This window comes from Pseudomonas sp. zjy_15 (assembly GCF_043101865.1).
GTDB classification, from domain to species: Bacteria; Pseudomonadota; Gammaproteobacteria; order Pseudomonadales; family Pseudomonadaceae; genus Aquipseudomonas; species Aquipseudomonas putida_Y.
The window spans coordinates 1-17,452 of sequence record NZ_JBICII010000043.1; the positions used below are offsets into that span (position 1 = coordinate 1).

Here is a 17,452-nt window from a genome sequence, read left to right on the forward strand (position 1 = left end):
CCGGCCTCTTCGCGGGTAAACCCGCTCCTACACGACGGGCTGCGCCCAGCCGTCGACCTGTGTCCACCCCCGATCACCGAGGTAACTCGATCCTGGAATGTTCCCCCGGCACCACCGGCCAATCCCCCGCAGCCCACCTGGCCCGGGCCCGCTCGATCAGCTCCGGGTCGCTGGCCACGAAATTCCAGTTCATCCGACGCGGCCCATCCAGCGGTGCACCGCCAATCAGTACCAATTGGCATTCACCCTCCGCATACAACGTCACCTCTTCCCCCTCCGGCAGTACTACCAGGCTGCACGGTTCCACGTCTTCATCGTTCATCGTCAACTCACCATCGAGCAGGTACAGCGCCCGCTGCACATGCTCATTCGGTACCAGCAAGGTGGTCGCCGGCTGCATCTGAACGTGCGCATAAAGGGTAGGGGACAGCACCGGCACTGGGGACTTCAAGCAGAACCCGCTGCCAGCAATCATGCAGATACGTACACCCAAGCTGTCACTGACGGGCAAGCTCGCGGCGGGGTGATGGCTGTAGCTTGCCGGGCCTTGCTCAAACTCGCGCGGCGATGCCAGCCATACCTGCAGCCCATGCAGGCGCGAGCCATGGGCCAGGGCATCCTCGGGGGTGCGCTCGACATGCGCGACGCCGCTGCCCGCAGTCATCCAGCTGACATCACCTGGCAGCACTCGCTGCGCCGAGCCAAGGCTGTCCTTGTGCAGGATTGCGCCTTCGAACAGGTAGGTCAGGGTCGACAAGCCGATATGCGGATGTTGGCGGATGTCCATGCCATGCCCCGGGGCATAGTCCGTTTCGAGCATGTGGTCGAAAAACACGAACGGGCCGACGCTGCGGCACTGGGCTGACGGCAGCGGGCGGAGGATCGGCTGGCCCTCGACCGATTCGGCACGGGGGTGAATGACCAGGGGGCTGCTCATGGGACGGCTCCAGGCGAGGTGACAGTGCTTCAAGCATAACGGTTTGCCTGCTGTGGCTGAACCGTCGCGTTGGCCGGCCGGTCTACTGTTTTCATACTCGGATAAGGAACCTGCCCATGATTGCCAGAGCGCTGGCCTGCGTGATGTTGTCTGCCTGTCTAAGCCAGGCGGCCCAGGCACGCGACTACCGCTACAGCGATGCCCATTTGCATTACGTGGACTTTTTCCAGGAAAGCGAAGGCATGCCGGCCCTGCTTGAGGCCATGGATGCTGCGGGTATCGAGCAGTCGATGATTTCCGGAATACCAGTGGCCAAGAAATGGCACGAAGACGAACCCAAGCGCCCGCGCTACTACGCCGGTGATGACGCTGATGCCTACTGGTACAGCGCTACCGATACTTACGTGGCGGCGGCGCTGCAGCAATTGCCAAGTGAGCAGCGCAAGCGCTTCCACCCATTCCTCAGCGGTTTCAACCCGGTGGACAAGAATGCGGTCAGCCATATCGAGCGCATGCTCGATTTGTACCCGGGCCTTTGGCAGGGCATCGGCGAGGTGTTTACTCGTCACGATGATCTGACAGCGCTGACCAGTGGGGACACGCCGCGCGCCAACAACGAGGCCATGACGCGCATCTATCATCTGGCGGCCGAGCGCGATCTACCGGTGCTCCTGCATTCCAACATCACTTCCAAGCGCGAGCGCAACCCGCTGTACCTGGCGGAGATCGAAGAGCCGCTGCGCAATCACCCGCATACGCGATTCATCTGGGCGCATGCCGGCAGCAGCATGGAGATACACCGCCACCAGACGCAGATGGACTTTCTACTGCCAGTACTGACGCGATTGCTGGAGGACTACCCGAACCTGTATGTCGATCTGTCGTGGAGTGTGCTGCAGCCGTATTTGCTGGATAAGCACGGCGTGCCGCGCAAGGAATGGCTGGCGCTGGTCGAGAAGTACCCGGAGCGCTTCATGCTGGGGTCGGATGTGGTGGGGCGGTTTGGCAGCCTGGGGGAACAGATGCACGGGTTCAAGCCGTTTCTGGATGCCTTGCCGGAGGCGGTGGCGCACAAGGTGGCCCGGGAGAACTTTCTGGCGGTGTTGCCCAAGGCGCGCGATTAGCCTGCAATGACCAAAAACACTGCAAATGACCTGTGTAGGAGCGGGTTTACCCGCGAAGAGGCCAGCACAGGCAACCCAAACAAAAACGCCCCGAACCAGTCGGGGCGTTTTCATTTACAGCAGCAGCGTCTTACTTGCCTTCCCAGCGCTTGAGTACCAGGGTGGCGTTGGTGCCGCCGAAGCCGAAGCTGTTGCTCATGACCGTATCGATCTTGGCGTTTTCTTCGGTTTTACGCAGGACTGGCAAGTCGGCGACTTCCGGGTCCAGCTCGTCGATGTTGGCAGAGCCGGCGATGAAGTTGTTTTCCATCATCAGCAGGCAGTAGATCGCCTCGTGCACGCCGGCGGCGCCCAGCGAGTGACCCGACAGGCTCTTGGTAGAGCTGATCTTCGGTGCCTTGTCGCCGAACACGGCACGCACGCCCTTGATCTCGGCCACGTCACCGACCGGGGTCGAGGTGCCGTGGGTGTTCAGGTAGTCGATCGGGGTGTCGACGGTGGACAGCGCCTGCTGCATGCAGCGGATGGCGCCTTCGCCGCTCGGTGCAACCATGTCGTAGCCGTCGGAAGTGGCACCGTAGCCAACGATCTCGGCGTAGATCTTGGCGCCACGTGCCAGGGCGTGTTCCAGTTCCTCGACCACGACCATGCCGCCACCGCCAGCGATGACGAAGCCATCACGGTCAGCGTCGTAGGCGCGCGAGGCCAGTTCCGGGGTTTCGTTGCGCTTGGTCGACAGGGCGCCCATGGCATCGAACAGGAACGACTGGCTCCAGTGCTCTTCTTCACCACCACCGGCGAAGACGATGTCCTGCTTGCCCCACTGGATCTGCTCCAGTGCGGTGCCGATGCAGTGAGCCGAGGTGGCGCAGGCCGACGAGATCGAGTAGTTGATGCCCTTGATCTTGAACGGGGTGGCCAGGCATGCCGACACGGTGCTGCCCATGGTGCGGGTTACACGGTATGGGCCGACGCGCTTGACGCCCTTCTCACGCAGGGTGTCCAGCGCTTCCATCTGGTTCAGGGTCGAGGCGCCGCCGGAGCCAGCCACCAGGCCGGTACGCGGGTTGGAAACCTGCTCTTCGGTCAGGCCGGAGTCCTTGATCGCGTCCTGCATGGCCAGGTAGGCGTAGGCAGCCGCGTGGCCGACGAAGCGGTAAACCTTGCGGTCGATCAGTTCTTCGAGGTTGAGGTCGATGGACCCGGAAACCTGGCTACGCAGCCCCATTTCCTTGTATTCCGGGTTGAAACGGATACCCGGACGGCTGTTGCGCAGGTTTTCGGTGACGGTAGCTTTGTCATTGCCCAGGCACGATACGATGCCCAGACCAGTGATAACGACGCGGCGCATGCGAATAACCCTTAGAAATTGTCAGTGGAGGTGAACACGCCGACCCGCAGGCCTTCGGCAGTGTAGATCTCGCGGCCGTCGACGCTGACCGAGCCATCGGCGATGGCCATGTTCAGCTTGCCCTTCAGGACGCGCTTGATGTGAATGTTGTACGTGACTTTCTTGGCTTCAGGCAGTACCTGGCCAAAGAATTTCACCTCGCCCGAACCCAGGGCGCGGCCACGGCCCGGCAGGCCCTGCCAGCCGAGGAAGAAGCCAACCAGCTGCCACATGGCATCGAGGCCCAGGCAGCCCGGCATTACCGGATCGCCTTCGAAATGGCAGGCGAAGAACCACAGGTCCGGGTTGATATCCAGCTCGGCGACCAACTCACCTTTGCCGTACTTGCCGCCTTCTTCGCTGATATGGGTGATGCGATCGACCATCAGCATGTTCGGCGCGGGCAGTTGCGCATTACCTGGGCCGAACAGCTCACCGCGACTGCAGCGCAGCAGGTCTTCCCGAGTAAAGGCGTGTTGTTTGGTCATGCGAGCTCCTCAATAACCCCCTGCGGCAGGGGATGAATCTTCCCGGCCGGCCCGAAAACCAAGCGCTTCGAGACGGCAGCCTACAGGTAGACTATTGCGTTGTGGTGAAAGTCACAGCGCACCTGGTGAAAGAAGTACAGGTGTGCACTGAAACGTCTATTTTCAGGTCCGATGAAGGTCCTGTCCAGTGTTTAAGACTGCCGCACTTTAGCATTTATCGCCAGTCGCGGTTGTCTGACCGGGTAACCAGCGCTGCAGCACCTGCTGCAATTCGGTGCGGCGCAAGGGTTTGCTCAGGTAGTCGTCCATGCCGGCGGCCATGCAACGCTCACGGTCGCCCTGCAAGGCATTGGCGGTCAGGGCGATGATCGGTAGCCCTGCGCCGTTGGGCAACTGGCGGATGCGTCGGGTGGCTTCATAGCCGTCCAGGTGCGGCAGGCGGCAATCCATCAGCACGGCAGCAAAGCGCTGCCGGCCGACCAGCTCGACGGCTTCGAGGCCATCTTCTGCCGTGCATACTGCCAGCCCCAGGCTGCGCAGCATCGCTTCTACGACATTCCGGTTGACCGGATTGTCCTCCACCAGCAGTACCTGATCATTGTCCGTCACCGTCGTTCGTGCAGTCGTAGGCGGCGTCAGCGGGACGGGGACAGGGTTGGCGAGGGCCAGCGGCATCTCCAGGGTGAAGGTCGAGCCCAGGCCCTCGCGGCTTTCACCGCGTAGCTTGCCGCCCATGCGTTCGGCCAGGGTTCGAGCGATCGACAGCCCCAGCCCGGTGCCACCATAACGACGGGAAATCGAGCTGTCGGCCTGCTGGAAGGCGACAAACATCATTTCCAGGCGGTCGCTGTCGATGCCGATGCCAGTGTCGCGCACGCTGCAGGTCAGCCAGATCAGCTGCCGGTCGAGCACCTGCCAGCGTGCGTCGACTTGCACTTGGCCACGCTCGGTGAATTTCAGGGCATTGCCTACCAGGTTCAGCAGGATCTGACGGATGCGTGTGGGGTCGCCGTTCACCTGCAGTTGCTCGATGCCGGCCGGCAGCTGCAACTGCAGGTCCAGGCCGCGTTGCTGGGCGCTGTGCTGGAACGACTGGACACTGCTGGTGATCAGCTCGCCGAGGTTGAAGTCGATGTGTTCCAGTTGCAACGCGGCGCGTTCGATGCGCGAAAAATCGAGGATGTCGTTGATGACCTTGAGCAAATGCCCGGTGGACTCGCTGGCCACTGCCGTGTAATCGGCCTGTTCACTGCTCAGCGGTGTGGTTTCCAGAAGTTGCAGCATGCCCAGCACGCCATTCATCGGGGTGCGCAACTCATGGCTCATCATCGCCAGGAAATCCGATTTGGCGCGGTTGGCCTGTTCGGCCTCCTCGCGGGCCTGGATGAGTTCGGCAATGGCCTGCTTCTGTTCATCACTGGCCTGTTCCAGGGCGCTGGCCAGGTTGTTGATGTGGCGGGCCAGGTGGCCCAGCTCGCTGTCGTCGACTACCGGCAGGGGGGTGTTGTACTCGCCTTGCTGAATAGCCTTGACCGCATGCCCCATGTCACTGATCGGCTTGGCCAGGCTCAGGGCCAGGCGGCGAGCCAGCAAAAAGGTGAACAGCAGGGCGAACAGCGCCAGGATCCCGGCCTTGATCACGATTTCCTGCTGGCGCTGGCTGAAGGCGTCATCGGACATGCCGACGATCACCCGGCCCAGGTAGTCGTCACCGATGGCCGGGGTGGTGGTTTTGCCCTGTTGCAGGAAGTCGTTGTCCAGGCGGATTTGTTGCAGGCGAATCGGCGCCTGGAACACTTCGACCTGTTGCGCGCGGTTGGCGCTTTCGTCGGACTGCTCGACGTACACCAGGATGTGGTTGCGGCTGTCCTGCACTTCCAGAAAGCGCACGTGCGGGATGCTGAGGGTGGCGCGCATCAGCCCTTCGAGCACTTCGTTGTTGCCCGAAATCACCCCGTACTCCGACGCCGGTGCCAACTGGTTGGCGATCAGTTGCCCGGTGTGGTTGAGTTCCTGGCGCAGGTCCTGGATGCGCACGAAGGTAAAGAAGCTGATCAAGATCAAGGTCAGTAGCAGGGCGGGGCCGAGGCTGATGATCTGCGTGCGGGTATGAATGTCCCAGCTCAAGCGTTTGCTCATGGGGTGGGTTCTCCCTCGGCCAGGGCCTTGACGGCGGCGTTCTGATCGATCGGTTCAAGACCCAGGGCACGGGCCACCTGCTGGTTGCCACTGACCCCGTAGCGCACTGGGTACAGGCTGCGCGGCCAGCGCGTCGGCGGCTGGTCGAGCAACTGGTCGAGCACCCACAGCCAGTCGTCCTGGTCGCTGTAGGTGCTGGCCAGGGCGCCAGCGCGAACGAAGCCGGCGTTCGGGCCGATCAGCGCCATCTGCCGGCCATAACTGCTCAACAGCAGGTTCTTTGCAGTCTTGGAGTTGTACAAGTCAGGGTCGTCCAGGCCCAGTAGCACATCGCTGTTGCCCAGCAGGTGCTGCAGGGGCCGGTTGTCACGCGGGTCGGACCAGTCCTGAGCAACGATTTCCAGGCCTAGCGGCCGTGCGGCATTGCGCAGTTCGTCCAGCAAGAAGCGGCTGTGCTCGCCGTACAGCACGCCAATGCGCCTGGCCTGCGGCAACAAGTAGCGTGCCAGGCGCAGTTGCCGTCCCAACGGTGCGTCGCTCCACAAGAGTGTGAGGAACGCGGGGCGCGACTTTCCCAGGCGCTGTTCAGCCTGTACCCGGCTGACCCGCATGACCAGTGCCGGCGGGCCGGCGGTTTCCCCCAGGCGCCATTCCAGTGCTGCGCTGTCGAGCAGGATCAGGCGTTGGTCGGCTTTGAGCTTGCCTGGGCGTGGCAGGTTGGCGGTGGTGCGAAACTGCACATGATCGTGCGGTCGGCGGCTTTCCAGTGCGGCGATGAAGCTGCGTATACCGGGCTGGTCCTCGGCCCCCACCAGCATGATTTCGCTGGCGGACAAAGGCCCCAACGGCCACAGGCACAGCAGCAACAGGCGCAGCAGCAGGGCCATCAGAACTCCAGCTCCGCGCTCACGCTCAGGCGGTGACGGCTGTCGTAGCGGTTCTGCAGGGCCGAGGTGGGTTCATCGTCCAGGCGCTGCTGCCACAGCGCTGCCAGCTCCAGGTTGCTGCCATACACCCGAAAACGCTTGGCCAGGCGCAGGTCCAGACGCTCGTAGCGATACTGGTTGAGGGCATCGTCGCCGTAATAGAACAGTGCGCTCGACCAGCCGGCCCCCCATTCGCGCATCCACCCTGCCGAGCCGCTGTTGCGGGCGCTGAGGCGGCGGTCGTCGGGGTTGCTGGCCCAGGCATCGACGTAGGCATAGGTCAGGCGCAGGCGGTCGCGTAGGGTAGGGCGCCAGTCCATTTGCGCCTCGCTGCCGCTGAAACGGGCCTTGTTGGCGTTGCTGGCGATGTACTGATTGTTCCTCAGAGGCTCGCTGATCATGCCGGTGATCTCGTCGTAGAACAGCTTCACATCCAGGCTCAGGTCGATGTCGCTGAAGTAGCCGTTGTAGCCTAGCTCGCGCGAGCGCATGCGCTCCTGTTCAAGGTCACCAGGGCCACGGGTCTTGACGAAGTACTCACCGTTTTGCAGCCCGAATGCATTGGGGGTCAGGTTCTTGACCGTGTAACTCCAGTTGACGTTGTTCTCGAACATGTCGGGCGAGCGCACCGCTTCGGAGTACACCGCACGCAGGCCGTGGCGTGGCGTGATCAGGTAGTTGACCGCGACGCGCGGTGTCAGCGAACTGCCAGACAGGCGCGAGTCTTCGAACATGGCCCCACCTTGCAATATCCAGTGCTCGTCGGCCCGCCATTCCAGCTGGCCGAACAGGCGCCAGGTCTGGTCGTCGAGGCTGCCGTTGAAGTAGGTCTGCGAGTCGGCGCGGTCATAGCGGTAGTTCATGCCACTGAGCAGGCGCAGGCTGTCGGTCAGGCTCAGGGTGTCCTGGATTTCCAGGTCATAGCGGGTTTCACGGGTGCTCTGGTCGACATCGCCGCAGACCTGCTCCCTTCCACCCATCTCCCATTGTTGCTGCACTTTCTGCAGAAGCCCTTTCAGGGCCGGGTCGTCAGTGGAAAGGGGGGCGCCAGTCGCAATACCGCGCGCCACTTTCTCGGCGAAGTCGGGGTTCATCTGCCAGAGCTGGGTCAGTTCGGGGCTGAACGACTGCAAGGCATCACAGGCACGCCACACTTGCTGGCGATCAAAATGCTGGGCTGAGCCCTGGATATAAAGGCTGTGCTCAGCGCTGAAGTCTTTGGTCCAGCGCAACGAGCCCGCATAGTCCTTGGCGTTGACGTCGGCATTGTTCCCGGACTCGTACTTCTGGAACACCGGCTGGTAGGTGTAGGGCCGTTGATTGCTGCCTTCCTTGGCCGCCAGTTGCCACTCCAGGGTCTGGTCGACCGCCAGGTTGTGGTTGGCGCTGAGGTTGAAGCGGGTCAGGCGGCGGCTGTCGCGGTAGTCCTGGCCGAACTGGTTCTCATCGAAGCCATCGTCCTGTTGGCCCGACAGCGACAGGCGCATGTCGCCACCGTCCCAACCGAAGCCGTGGCTGGCATAGAAGTCGTTGATGCCGTCCTGGCCGCGCGTCACTTTCAGCCGTGTGCCATGGCTGTCGGCGGGCTTGCGGGTGAGGATGTTGACCACCGCCATCAGCGCGTTGGCGCCATAGCTGACGGTGTTCGGGCCGCGGAACACCTCGATGCGCTCGATATCCTCCATGGCCAAGGGGATGTCGCTCCAGTCCACCGTGGCCAGGCCTGCGCGGTACACCGAGCGACCATCGATCAGTACCTGCATGCGCCGTGCATCGTTGACGTTGCTGCCGTGGTAGTTGACCGTGGGTTGATTACCGGCACCGTAGCCGATCATCATGCCGGGTACCAGGCGCAGCAGTTCGGGGATATCACGGGCACCGCTGGCGCGAATCAGTTCGCTGTCGAGTACGGTCATGCTGCCCGGTACAGCGGCGGGGGATTGTTTCAGGCGTGTGGCGGTCAGAATCTGCGGCAGATCGGTGTTGTCGATGAACAAGTCGTCGGCCACGGCCTGACCGCCGAGCAGGGCGGTCAATAACAGCAGGCGCGGGTACGGGGGCGTGCCAGGAAACACGGGGCGGCCTTTGTTTCAGGATTGAAACAGGCATGGTAACTGACCTTGGCGTATTTTCCAGTGATCTGCAGCGGTTTTGCAGCGTGTCTGTCTTGACGCTTTCATGGGGCGGACATCGAGCGCCGCGCGGGCGGTGCATCGCGAGCAAGCTTGCTTCTTCATTTGTTGCAACGTGTGGCCATGACCGTGTCATCTGCGTTGCTAGCCTTGGCGCATGGCAGGCGAGCCGTATAATAGCGGGGTCGCCACTTAACTTTTGGCTTTAATGGATTGGATATGACAGAACAGCAACCTGTTGCGGTGCTGGGCGGCGGCAGCTTCGGCACCGCCGTGGCGAACCTGCTGGCGGAAAACGGTGTGCCGGTGCGCCAATGGATGCGCGACCCGGCGCAGGCCGAGGCCATGCGCGTGAATCGCGAGAATCCGCGCTACCTCAAGGGTATCCGCTTGCACGATGGGGTTGAGCCGGTCAACGACCTGTTGGCCACCCTGCAGGCCAGCGAGCTGATCTTCGTTGCCTTGCCATCGAGTGCCTTGCGCAGTGTGCTGGCACCCCATGCCGAGCTGCTGCGCGGCAAAGGCCTGGTCAGCCTGACCAAGGGCATCGAAGCGCAAAGCTTCAAGCTGATGAGCCAGATCCTCGAGGAAATCGCCCCCGAGGCGCGCATCGGCGTTTTGTCGGGGCCGAACCTGGCGCGCGAAATCGCCGAACATGCACTGACTGCCACAGTGGTGGCCAGTGAGCACGAAGAACTGTGCCAGCAGGTACAGGCCGTGCTGCACGGGCGCACCTTCCGCGTCTACGCCAGTGCCGACCGTTTCGGCGTCGAACTGGGTGGGGCACTGAAGAACGTCTACGCGATCATCGCCGGCATGGCTGTGGCCTTGGGAATGGGCGAGAACACCAAGAGCATGCTGATTACTCGGGCCTTGGCCGAGATGACCCGCTTCGCCGTCAGCCAGGGCGCCAACCCCATGACCTTCCTCGGCCTGGCCGGTGTCGGTGACCTGATCGTCACCTGCTCCTCGCCCAAGAGCCGCAACTATCAGGTTGGCTACGCACTGGGTCAGGGCCAAAGCCTGGAAGAGGCGGTCAACCGCCTGGGCGAAGTGGCCGAGGGTGTCAACACGCTCAAGGTGCTCAAGACCAAGGCCCAGCAAGTGCAGGTGTACATGCCGCTGGTCGCTGGCCTGCATGCCATCCTGTTCGAAGGCCGCACGCTGAACCAGGTGATCGAGCACCTGATGCGCGCCGAGCCCAAGACCGATGTCGATTTCATTTCCATCAGCGGTTTCAACTGAGCCCTTGGCGGCTCTGACACGAGCAAGGAGCAACACATGAACGATACGCCCGAACGCGCCCAGCGCGAGTCGATCATCCTGCGGGTGCTGTGGATGCTGGTGTTCCTGGTGGTCTGGCAACTGGCCGAGGTGCTGCTGGGTGGCCTGGTGCTTGTACAGTTGATCTACCGACTGGTGTATGGGGCGCCGAGCGCCAGTCTCATGAACTTCGGTGACAGCCTGAGCCAGTACCTGGCACAGATCGGTCGTTTCGGCAGTTTCCACAGCGACCAGAAGCCATGGCCGTTCGCTGACTGGCCGGCCCCGCATCCAGTGCGTGACGAGGAGCCCAAGCTGTGAAGCTGTGGGTGCTGCGCCACGGTGAAGCCGAGCCGCGGGCCAATAAAGACGCCGAGCGCCGGCTGACTGCCCATGGTCGCGAGCAGGTGTTGCACAGTGCTGCTCGCCTGATCGGGCAGCCATTGCAGGCGATTTTCGCCAGCCCTTACGTGCGCGCCCAGCAGACCGCCGCGTTGGTGCATGACACCCTGGGCTTCGCCGAACCGGTGCGCACAGTGCCCTGGCTGACGCCCGAGGGTGATGTGCAGCAGGTCATCGGCGAAATCGAGCGCCTGGGGTTTGAGCAGGTGTTGCTGGTCAGCCACCAGCCGTTGGTCGGTAACCTGGTCGGGGCGCTGGAGCACGGCCACAGGCAACAGCCGGCAGCCATGAGTACTGCCAGCCTGGCGGAACTGGAAGGTGAGTGGCCGCTGGCCGGGTTGATGACCCTTCGGGCCATCCACTCACCCGCTTGAACGTGCGATGGCTTGTACAGGCCACTGTTTCGCTCGGACTTGAATGCTGGCGTGGGTAAATGATCGATAAGGCAACTGGCATTTTTGTCAGTTGTCGCGCTTCACCAGCGCTTGCTAGCGTTGCCCCACGGCAAATATCAGGGAATGGCGAATGAGGGGTGAAATGCTGGAACTGTTGCGTTGCTTGGACCTGCAACCCACCCTGGAACAGGTTGACCAAGGTACTTCGCTGGATTTCGCCCAATACAGCCTGCTGCGCGAATCGGCCGATGCCAAGCTGTACCACCTGATGCGCAAGGTGAACGACAACCCCAGGCTGGAGCCCGCAGCGAGGCAACAATGCGAGCAGGACCTGCGTACATTGCAGGACGCCTGTCTGCGGGTCTCGCACCTGCTGCAAACCAGTTGTCTGGCCTTGCGCCGCCTGCAACTGGACTGCCAGGACCAGCGTCTGGCCCGCGAGGCGCTGGAGAGCCAAGTGGCCTACATGCAGGCTTGCCTGCGGCGGTCGTTGAGCAGTTTCGACCGTTCGGCATGACCTGATCCCCCTCGCCGATGACCTTTATGGACATTGCCGAACCGCTGCGCGATGCCGACAATGGGCCATCATTCCGCTCCGGACCAGGCGCCATGTCGCAGCAGATCTTCTTCGCTCATGCCAACGGTTTCCCATCGGCCACCTACGGCAAGCTGTTTGCAGCGCTGGCGCCGGACTATCAGGTGCAGCACCTGGCCCAGCATGCCCATGACCCGCGCTTTCCCGTGGACGAAAACTGGCAAAGCCTGGTCGATGAATTGTTGCATCACCTGGCGCAGCAGGACCAGCCAGTCTGGGGCGTTGGTCATTCGCTGGGTGGCGTGTTGCACCTGCACGCAGCATTGCGCTGCCCCGAGTACTACCGGGGGCTGGTAATGCTCGACTCTCCGGTGCTCACCCGCGCTGATCAATGGCTGCTGCGCACTGCCAAGCGCTTTGGTTTCATCGACCGCATCACACCGGCCGGGCGCACCCTGGGGCGTCGCGAAACCTTCAACGACCGCGACAGCGCCCGGGACTATTTCGCGGGCAAATCACTGTTCCGTCATTTCGATCCCGATTGCCTCGACGCTTATGTAGAACACGGCCTGCAGGCGGTGGAGCAGGGGCTACAGTTGCGCTTCGACCCTGCCACTGAAATCAGCATCTACCGCAGCATCCCGCATACCAGCCCCGCCCCCGCGCGCCAGTTGCAGGTACCGCTGGCCATGGTGCGCGGCAACCGCAGCAACGTCATTCGTCGCCACCACACCTTGGCTGTGCGCGGCATGCCCCAAGGTGAATACCACAGCGTACCGGGTGGGCACATGTTCCCGCTGGAGCGTCCGGCCGACACTGCCAGCCTGATCAAGGGCCTGTTCGACCGCTGGAGCCAGGCATGAGCGCGCACGTAGAGGAAATTCGCCTGAGCCTGGGCCATATCGAGCTGGCTGCACACCTGTTCGGCCCCGAAGACGGGCTGCCGGTGATTGCCCTGCATGGCTGGCTGGACAACGCCAACAGCTTTGCCCGCCTGGCACCGCAACTGAAAGGGCTACGCATCGTCGCCCTGGACCTGGCCGGCCATGGTTACTCGGAGCACCGCCCGCTCGGTGCCGGTTATGCCTTGGCCGACTATGCCCATGACGTGCTGCGCGTGGCCGAGCAACTGGGTTGGCAGCGTTTCGCCCTGCTGGGGCATTCGCTGGGCGCGATCATTTCGGTGCAACTGGCCGGAGCATTGCCCGATCGGGTCAGTCACCTGGCGTTGATCGACGGCGTCATCCCGCCGACCGGCGCCGAACAGGATGCCGGCGAGCGCTTAGGGATGGCACTGCAAGCCCAGTTGCGGCTGGATGGCAAACGCAAGTCGGTGTATGCGACATTGGAAGCCGGTGTGCAAGCCCGGATGAAAGGCATGGTCGCGGTCAGCCGCGAGGCGGCCGAGCTGCTGGCCCAGCGTGGCCTTATGCCGGTGCCCGGTGGCTACAGCTGGCGCAGCGACAGCCGCTTGACCCTGCCCTCACCGGTGCGCCTGAGCGAGGCCCAGGCCATGGCCTATGTGCGGCGGGTGAGTTGCCCGGCGCTGTTGGTGGTGGCTGCCGACGGCATGCTGGCGCGCCACACCGGGTTGCTGGAGCAGCTACCCTTTGAACAGGTGACGCTGCCCGGCGGCCATCACCTGCACCTGAATGATGCGCAGGGCGCGGTCCTTGTTGCAGACTGTATCAATCGCTTCTTTGGCTTTGCTTGACTTGCACCGGACAAGTGTCGAGGCTTGGCGGGTTGAACAGGGAGACAACCATGCAACTGCCAGACATCCTGGAGCTTCAATTCGGCGCTGAGCGCCGCCTGGTTCGCCAATGAGCGCGCCTGTTTCCATTCGCACTGCCCTGGCGGCCTGCCTGGTGCTCGCCAGCCCCGTGTTGTGGGCCGGTAGCCTGCCGGTACCGCAGGACGCCAAGGTGGTTGATCAACGCCCGGCCGTCGAGCAGGAGCGGGTCTACCCGATGGGCCCGTTGCGCAAGATCAGTGGCCGCCTGCGGGTCGATGACAAGGTCGAGAGCCGTGGTCAGGTCAGCTCGGTGACCTACGAATTGCCCGTCGAACGTACTGCCCGTGAGGCCTTCACCAATGCTCGCGAAGCACTTGTACGTGACGGTGGCTACCCGTTGTTCTGGTGCCAGGGGCGTGATTGCGGTGAGGCCAGCCTGTGGGCCAATGATGTATTCGGCAATGCCCGCCTCAACGGTGGCGATGAGCAGCAGGCGTTCATTTTGCTACGCCGCTCGGCAGAAGAGGCCGACACCCTGGTCGCGCTGTACAGCGTTACCCGTGGCAACCGCCGCGCCTACCTGCATGTGGAAGAGTTCATCGCAGGCAGCCCGCTGGGCGAGCTGCTGCCAACCGCGGCCACGGTGCTGCGCGAAATGCTCGACACCGGCAAGCTCGACTACCCTGACCTTGCCGCGCCGCAAGACACCTGGGTAAACCTGCTGGCCCGCAGCCTGAACCTCGACAGCAGCTTGCGCGTCAGCCTCAGTGGCGCCCAGGCTGAGGCCTGGCGCGAGGCGCTGGTCAAGGCCGGGGTGCGCAGCCGCCGCCTTGAAGTCGGCAGTGCGCCTGCAGACGGCCTGCACCTTGAACTGATCCGTTGAACGAGCACCATCATGGTTAACAATGATCGCCTGCTGGTCCAGATTCTGCTGGTGGCGTTGCTGGGTGCCGGCCTGTGGGTGATGGCACCGTTCATATCGGCATTGCTGTGGGGGGCCATCCTGGCCTTTGCCAGCTGGCCGTTGATGCGCTTCCTGACGCGCCTGCTGGGCGGGCGTGAGACGCTGGCAGCCGGCCTGCTGACCATGGCCTGGATCCTGATCGTGGCACTGCCGCTGGTGTGGCTGGGGTTCAACCTGGCCGATCACATTCGCGACGCTACGGCGTTTGTGCGTGACGTGCAGGTCGACGGCCTGCCCGATGCGCCGGCCTGGCTGGGTGGCATTCCCTTCGTTGGCGAGCGTCTGGTCAATAGTTGGCAATCGCTGGACCAGCAAGGCGCAGCCTTGCTTGCCTCGATCAAGCCTTACTTAGGGCAAGTGGGCAACTGGTTGCTGGCGCGCAGCGCGCAGATTGGCAGCGGCGTGCTGGAACTGACCCTGAGCCTGGTGTTCGTGTTCTTCTTCTACCGCGACGGGCCGCGTTTGGCGGCATTCGTGTTGCGCTTGCTGCACCGGCTGGTGGGCGAACGTGCCGAATATTACCTGGAACTGGTAGCCGCTACCGTTCAGCGGGTGGTCAACGGGGTGATCGGCACGGCGGCCGCGCAGGCCCTGCTGGCGCTGATCGGCTTCCTGATCGCGGGGGTGCCTGGGGCGATCGTGCTGGGGGTGGTGACCTTCATGCTCAGCCTGATCCCCATGGGGCCGCCACTGGCATGGATCCCGGCCACCGCTTGGTTGGTGTGGAAGGGCGAATACGGAATGGCGGTGTTCCTGGGAGTCTGGGGCACGTTCGTCATCAGCGGCGTGGACAACGTGCTCAAACCGTACCTGATCAGCCGTGGCGGCAACCTGCCGCTGGTGATCGTGCTGCTGGGCGTGTTCGGTGGCTTGCTTGCCTTTGGCTTCATTGGCCTGTTCATCGGGCCGACCTTGCTGGCGGTAGGCTACAGCCTGTTGCTGGACTGGAGCCGTAACGCGGCGCAGCAGCCGCCACAACAGTAAGCCTGTAACGGCCCTTTCGCGGGCACGCCCGCTCCCACAGGTACCACACAGGCCTTGAAGGCTGTGCAGTATCTGTGGGAGCGGGCGTGCCCGCGAAAGGGCCGTTACAGGCAGACCACAACGCTGATTTTTACGCATTCTTTATACCCACCCCCACACCCCGCTCTCGCCCCTTTACGCCCCTCCCTCGGACAATTTCCCTAAAGCGGCCCAAGCCGTAACACGGGGAGAACCACACATGAACATGCTCGACGGGCTGTCACTGCTGCTGGCAGTGGCATTGGCGTTTTATCTGCTGGTGGCGCTGCTGCGCGCCGATCGCAGCTAGGGAGCGGCCATGCACAGTTACGATTTCGCCTTGCTCCTGGCATTCTTTGCCATCGTGCTGCTACCGGCACCCTGGCTCGGGCGGTTCTACTTCAAGGTCATGGAGGGCCAGCGTACCTGGCTGACGCCTGTGCTGGGGCCGGTCGAGCAGGGCTGTTACCGGCTGGCAGGTGTGAACGCCAACCAGGAGCAGAACTGGCGGCAATACGCTCTGGCCCTGCTGGCGTTCAACCTGGTCGGCTTCCTGCTGCTGTTCGCAGTGCTGCAGTTGCAGGGTTACCTGCCATTCAACCCTCAGCACCTGCCTGGCCAGGAATGGTCACTGGCGTTCAACACCGCCGTCAGTTTCGTTACCAACACCAACTGGCAGGCCTACAGCGGTGAGGCGTCGGTCAGCTACCTGAGCCAGATGCTTGGCCTGACCGTGCAGAACTTTGTCAGCCCTGCCACCGGCCTGGCTGTGCTGGTTGCCCTGTGCCGCGGTATCGCCCGGCGCAGTGCGACGACGCTGGGCAACTTCTGGGTCGACATGACCCGTGCCACCCTCTACGGCCTGTTGCCGCTGTGCGTCCTGCTGGCGCTGTTGCTGGTCTGGCAGGGCGTGCCGCAGACCTTTGCCGACTACGCCCACGCGCTGACCTTGCAAGGTGCCGACCAGACCATTCCGTTGGGGCCGGCCGCCAGCCAGATCGCCATCAAGCAACTGGGTACCAATGGCGGCGGCTTCTTCGGCGTCAACTCGTCGCACCCGTTCGAGAACCCTACGGCCTGGAGCAACCTGTTCGAGGTGGCGTCGATCATTCTCATTCCGGTGGCTTTGGTGTTCACCTTCGGTCACTACGTGAAGGATCTGCGCCAGAGCCGCGCCATCCTCGCCTGCATGCTTGCCCTGTTCCTGATCGGTGGCAGCACGGCGTTGTGGTCCGAGCACCAGCCGAACCCAGCGCTGGAAAGCGCCCAGGTGCAGCAGACCGCCCCCCTGGAGGGCAAGGAAAGCCGCTTCGGCACCACCGGTTCGGTGCTGTGGGCGGTCACCACTACCGCCGCCTCCAACGGTTCGGTCAACGCCATGCACGACAGCCTGAACCCGCTGACCGGTATGGTGGCGATGGTCAACATGATGGTCGGCGAGGTGATATTCGGCGGCGTCGGCGCGGGCCTCTACGGCATGCTGCTGTTCGTCCTTATCGCGGTGTTCCTGGCCGGGCTGATGATTGGCCGTACCCCGGAATACCTGGGCAAGAAGCTGCAGGCCCGTGAAGTGCAGCTTCTGGTGGCAACCCTGCTGGTGATGCCGGTTGGCGTGCTGGTACTTGGCGCCATCGCCGCCAGCCTGCCCGGCCCGGCCGGGGCGGTCACCAACCCGGGGGCGCATGGTTTCAGCCAGTTGCTGTACGCCTATACCTCGGGCTCGGCCAACAACGGCTCTGCCTTTGCCGGCTTTGGCGCCAACACCGTGTATCACAACCTGATGATCGGCCTGGCCATGCTCATCGGCCGCTTCGGCTACATCCTGCCGATACTGGCGTTGGCCGGCAGCCTGGCGGCGAAGAAAAGCGCGCCGCTGGGGCAGAACAGCTTCCCCACCCACGGCCCGCTGTTCACCGGCTTGCTGCTGGTGACCATCCTGCTGGTCGGAGGCCTGACCTTCCTGCCGTCGCTGGCCCTTGGGCCAATCGCCGAACACCTTAGCCTGGGTTTTTGAGGACCG

The 17,452-nt window shown here is 63.1% G+C and carries 17 protein-coding genes; 11 read left to right on the top strand and 6 right to left on the bottom strand.

The window, feature by feature from the left end:
• Positions 1–73: 73 nt before the first annotated feature.
• Entirely contained in the window at positions 74–937 is an 864-nt protein-coding gene (locus tag ACF8EF_RS08320; RefSeq protein WP_176682177.1) for a pirin family protein, read from the bottom strand.
• A gap of 116 nt (positions 938–1,053) precedes the next feature.
• Here ACF8EF_RS08320 and ACF8EF_RS08325 point away from each other — a divergent pair, with 116 nt between their 5' ends.
• A complete protein-coding gene (locus ACF8EF_RS08325; protein ID WP_176682178.1) occupies positions 1,054–2,061 on the top strand; it encodes an amidohydrolase family protein in 1,008 nt (335 codons plus the stop codon).
• Between the two features lie 130 nt (positions 2,062–2,191).
• Here ACF8EF_RS08325 and fabB read toward each other — a convergent pair whose 3' ends face one another.
• The 5 genes from fabB to ACF8EF_RS08350 all read right to left on the bottom strand — a co-directional run bounded on the left by fabB (position 2,192) and on the right by ACF8EF_RS08350 (position 9,079).
• Entirely contained in the window at positions 2,192–3,412 is a 1,221-nt protein-coding gene (fabB, locus tag ACF8EF_RS08330) for a beta-ketoacyl-ACP synthase I (RefSeq protein WP_176682179.1), read from the bottom strand.
• Positions 3,413–3,423: 11 nt separating this feature from the next.
• On the bottom strand, positions 3,424–3,939 hold the full coding sequence (gene fabA / locus ACF8EF_RS08335; RefSeq protein ID WP_003251509.1) for a 3-hydroxyacyl-[acyl-carrier-protein] dehydratase FabA: 516 nt from the start codon (positions 3,937–3,939) through the stop codon (positions 3,424–3,426).
• A 207-nt stretch (positions 3,940–4,146) separates the two neighbouring features.
• Entirely contained in the window at positions 4,147–6,078 is a 1,932-nt protein-coding gene (locus tag ACF8EF_RS08340; protein WP_176682180.1) for an ATP-binding protein, read from the bottom strand.
• On the bottom strand, positions 6,075–6,965 hold the full coding sequence (locus tag ACF8EF_RS08345; RefSeq protein ID WP_176682181.1) for an ABC transporter substrate-binding protein: 891 nt from the start codon (positions 6,963–6,965) through the stop codon (positions 6,075–6,077). Before ACF8EF_RS08345 ends, ACF8EF_RS08340 begins: the two co-directional genes overlap by 4 nt.
• Positions 6,965–9,079 (bottom strand): TonB-dependent receptor domain-containing protein, encoded by a 2,115-nt coding sequence (locus tag ACF8EF_RS08350; protein ID WP_176682182.1) that lies wholly within the window; start codon positions 9,077–9,079, stop codon positions 6,965–6,967. The genes ACF8EF_RS08345 and ACF8EF_RS08350 overlap by 1 nt, the downstream gene beginning before the upstream one ends.
• A gap of 276 nt (positions 9,080–9,355) precedes the next feature.
• On the opposite strand from ACF8EF_RS08350, the gene ACF8EF_RS08355 reads away from it, so the two are divergent.
• From ACF8EF_RS08355 to kdpA, 10 genes are all read left to right on the top strand, one after another.
• Entirely contained in the window at positions 9,356–10,381 is a 1,026-nt protein-coding gene (locus ACF8EF_RS08355) for an NAD(P)H-dependent glycerol-3-phosphate dehydrogenase (RefSeq protein WP_176682183.1), read from the top strand.
• A 36-nt stretch (positions 10,382–10,417) separates the two neighbouring features.
• Positions 10,418–10,720 (top strand): DUF4389 domain-containing protein, encoded by a 303-nt coding sequence (locus ACF8EF_RS08360; protein WP_392460865.1) that lies wholly within the window; start codon positions 10,418–10,420, stop codon positions 10,718–10,720.
• Entirely contained in the window at positions 10,717–11,175 is a 459-nt protein-coding gene (gene sixA / locus ACF8EF_RS08365; RefSeq protein ID WP_176682185.1) for a phosphohistidine phosphatase SixA, read from the top strand. The genes ACF8EF_RS08360 and sixA overlap by 4 nt, the downstream gene beginning before the upstream one ends.
• Before the next feature lie 163 nt (positions 11,176–11,338).
• Positions 11,339–11,713: a hypothetical protein gene (locus ACF8EF_RS08370; protein WP_176682186.1), complete on the top strand. Its 375-nt coding sequence runs from the start codon at positions 11,339–11,341 to the stop codon at positions 11,711–11,713.
• A gap of 92 nt (positions 11,714–11,805) precedes the next feature.
• The gene (locus ACF8EF_RS08375; RefSeq protein WP_252459071.1) at positions 11,806–12,594 is read left to right on the top strand and encodes an alpha/beta fold hydrolase; all 789 of its coding nucleotides are present in this window, start codon (positions 11,806–11,808) and stop codon (positions 12,592–12,594) included.
• Complete coding sequence (locus tag ACF8EF_RS08380; RefSeq protein WP_176682187.1) at positions 12,591–13,445, top strand: alpha/beta hydrolase; 855 nt, start codon at positions 12,591–12,593, stop codon at positions 13,443–13,445. Before ACF8EF_RS08375 ends, ACF8EF_RS08380 begins: the two co-directional genes overlap by 4 nt.
• Before the next feature lie 109 nt (positions 13,446–13,554).
• On the top strand, positions 13,555–14,349 hold the full coding sequence (locus ACF8EF_RS08385) for a DUF4892 domain-containing protein (RefSeq protein WP_176682188.1): 795 nt from the start codon (positions 13,555–13,557) through the stop codon (positions 14,347–14,349).
• A gap of 12 nt (positions 14,350–14,361) precedes the next feature.
• A complete protein-coding gene (locus tag ACF8EF_RS08390; protein ID WP_176682189.1) occupies positions 14,362–15,414 on the top strand; it encodes an AI-2E family transporter in 1,053 nt (350 codons plus the stop codon).
• Positions 15,415–15,652: 238 nt separating this feature from the next.
• Positions 15,653–15,742, top strand: coding sequence for a K(+)-transporting ATPase subunit F (gene kdpF, locus ACF8EF_RS08395; RefSeq protein ID WP_003251485.1), 90 nt, complete (start codon positions 15,653–15,655; stop codon positions 15,740–15,742).
• 9 nt (positions 15,743–15,751) lie between these two features.
• Positions 15,752–17,446, top strand: a complete 1,695-nt coding sequence (gene kdpA / locus ACF8EF_RS08400) for a potassium-transporting ATPase subunit KdpA (protein ID WP_176682190.1) — start codon at positions 15,752–15,754, stop codon at positions 17,444–17,446.
• Positions 17,447–17,452 lie beyond the last annotated feature (6 nt).

Excerpts from the sequence above, each read along its gene's own strand:
- ACF8EF_RS08320 (WP_176682177.1), bottom strand. The coding sequence starts at position 937 with ATGAGCAGCCCCCTGGTCATTCACCCCCGTGCCGAATCGGTCGAGGGC.
- ACF8EF_RS08325 (WP_176682178.1), top strand. The coding sequence starts at position 1,054 with ATGATTGCCAGAGCGCTGGCCTGCGTGATGTTGTCTGCCTGTCTAAGC.
- fabB (WP_176682179.1), bottom strand. The coding sequence starts at position 3,412 with ATGCGCCGCGTCGTTATCACTGGTCTGGGCATCGTATCGTGCCTGGGC.
- fabA (WP_003251509.1), bottom strand. The coding sequence starts at position 3,939 with ATGACCAAACAACACGCCTTTACTCGGGAAGACCTGCTGCGCTGCAGT.
- ACF8EF_RS08340 (WP_176682180.1), bottom strand. The coding sequence starts at position 6,078 with ATGAGCAAACGCTTGAGCTGGGACATTCATACCCGCACGCAGATCATC.
- ACF8EF_RS08345 (WP_176682181.1), bottom strand. The coding sequence starts at position 6,965 with ATGGCCCTGCTGCTGCGCCTGTTGCTGCTGTGCCTGTGGCCGTTGGGG.
- ACF8EF_RS08355 (WP_176682183.1), top strand. The coding sequence starts at position 9,356 with ATGACAGAACAGCAACCTGTTGCGGTGCTGGGCGGCGGCAGCTTCGGC.
- ACF8EF_RS08360 (WP_392460865.1), top strand. The coding sequence starts at position 10,418 with ATGAACGATACGCCCGAACGCGCCCAGCGCGAGTCGATCATCCTGCGG.
- ACF8EF_RS08370 (WP_176682186.1), top strand. The coding sequence starts at position 11,339 with ATGCTGGAACTGTTGCGTTGCTTGGACCTGCAACCCACCCTGGAACAG.
- ACF8EF_RS08375 (WP_252459071.1), top strand. The coding sequence starts at position 11,806 with ATGTCGCAGCAGATCTTCTTCGCTCATGCCAACGGTTTCCCATCGGCC.
- ACF8EF_RS08380 (WP_176682187.1), top strand. The coding sequence starts at position 12,591 with ATGAGCGCGCACGTAGAGGAAATTCGCCTGAGCCTGGGCCATATCGAG.
- ACF8EF_RS08385 (WP_176682188.1), top strand. The coding sequence starts at position 13,555 with ATGAGCGCGCCTGTTTCCATTCGCACTGCCCTGGCGGCCTGCCTGGTG.
- ACF8EF_RS08390 (WP_176682189.1), top strand. The coding sequence starts at position 14,362 with ATGGTTAACAATGATCGCCTGCTGGTCCAGATTCTGCTGGTGGCGTTG.
- kdpF (WP_003251485.1), top strand. The coding sequence starts at position 15,653 with ATGAACATGCTCGACGGGCTGTCACTGCTGCTGGCAGTGGCATTGGCG.
- kdpA (WP_176682190.1), top strand. The coding sequence starts at position 15,752 with ATGCACAGTTACGATTTCGCCTTGCTCCTGGCATTCTTTGCCATCGTG.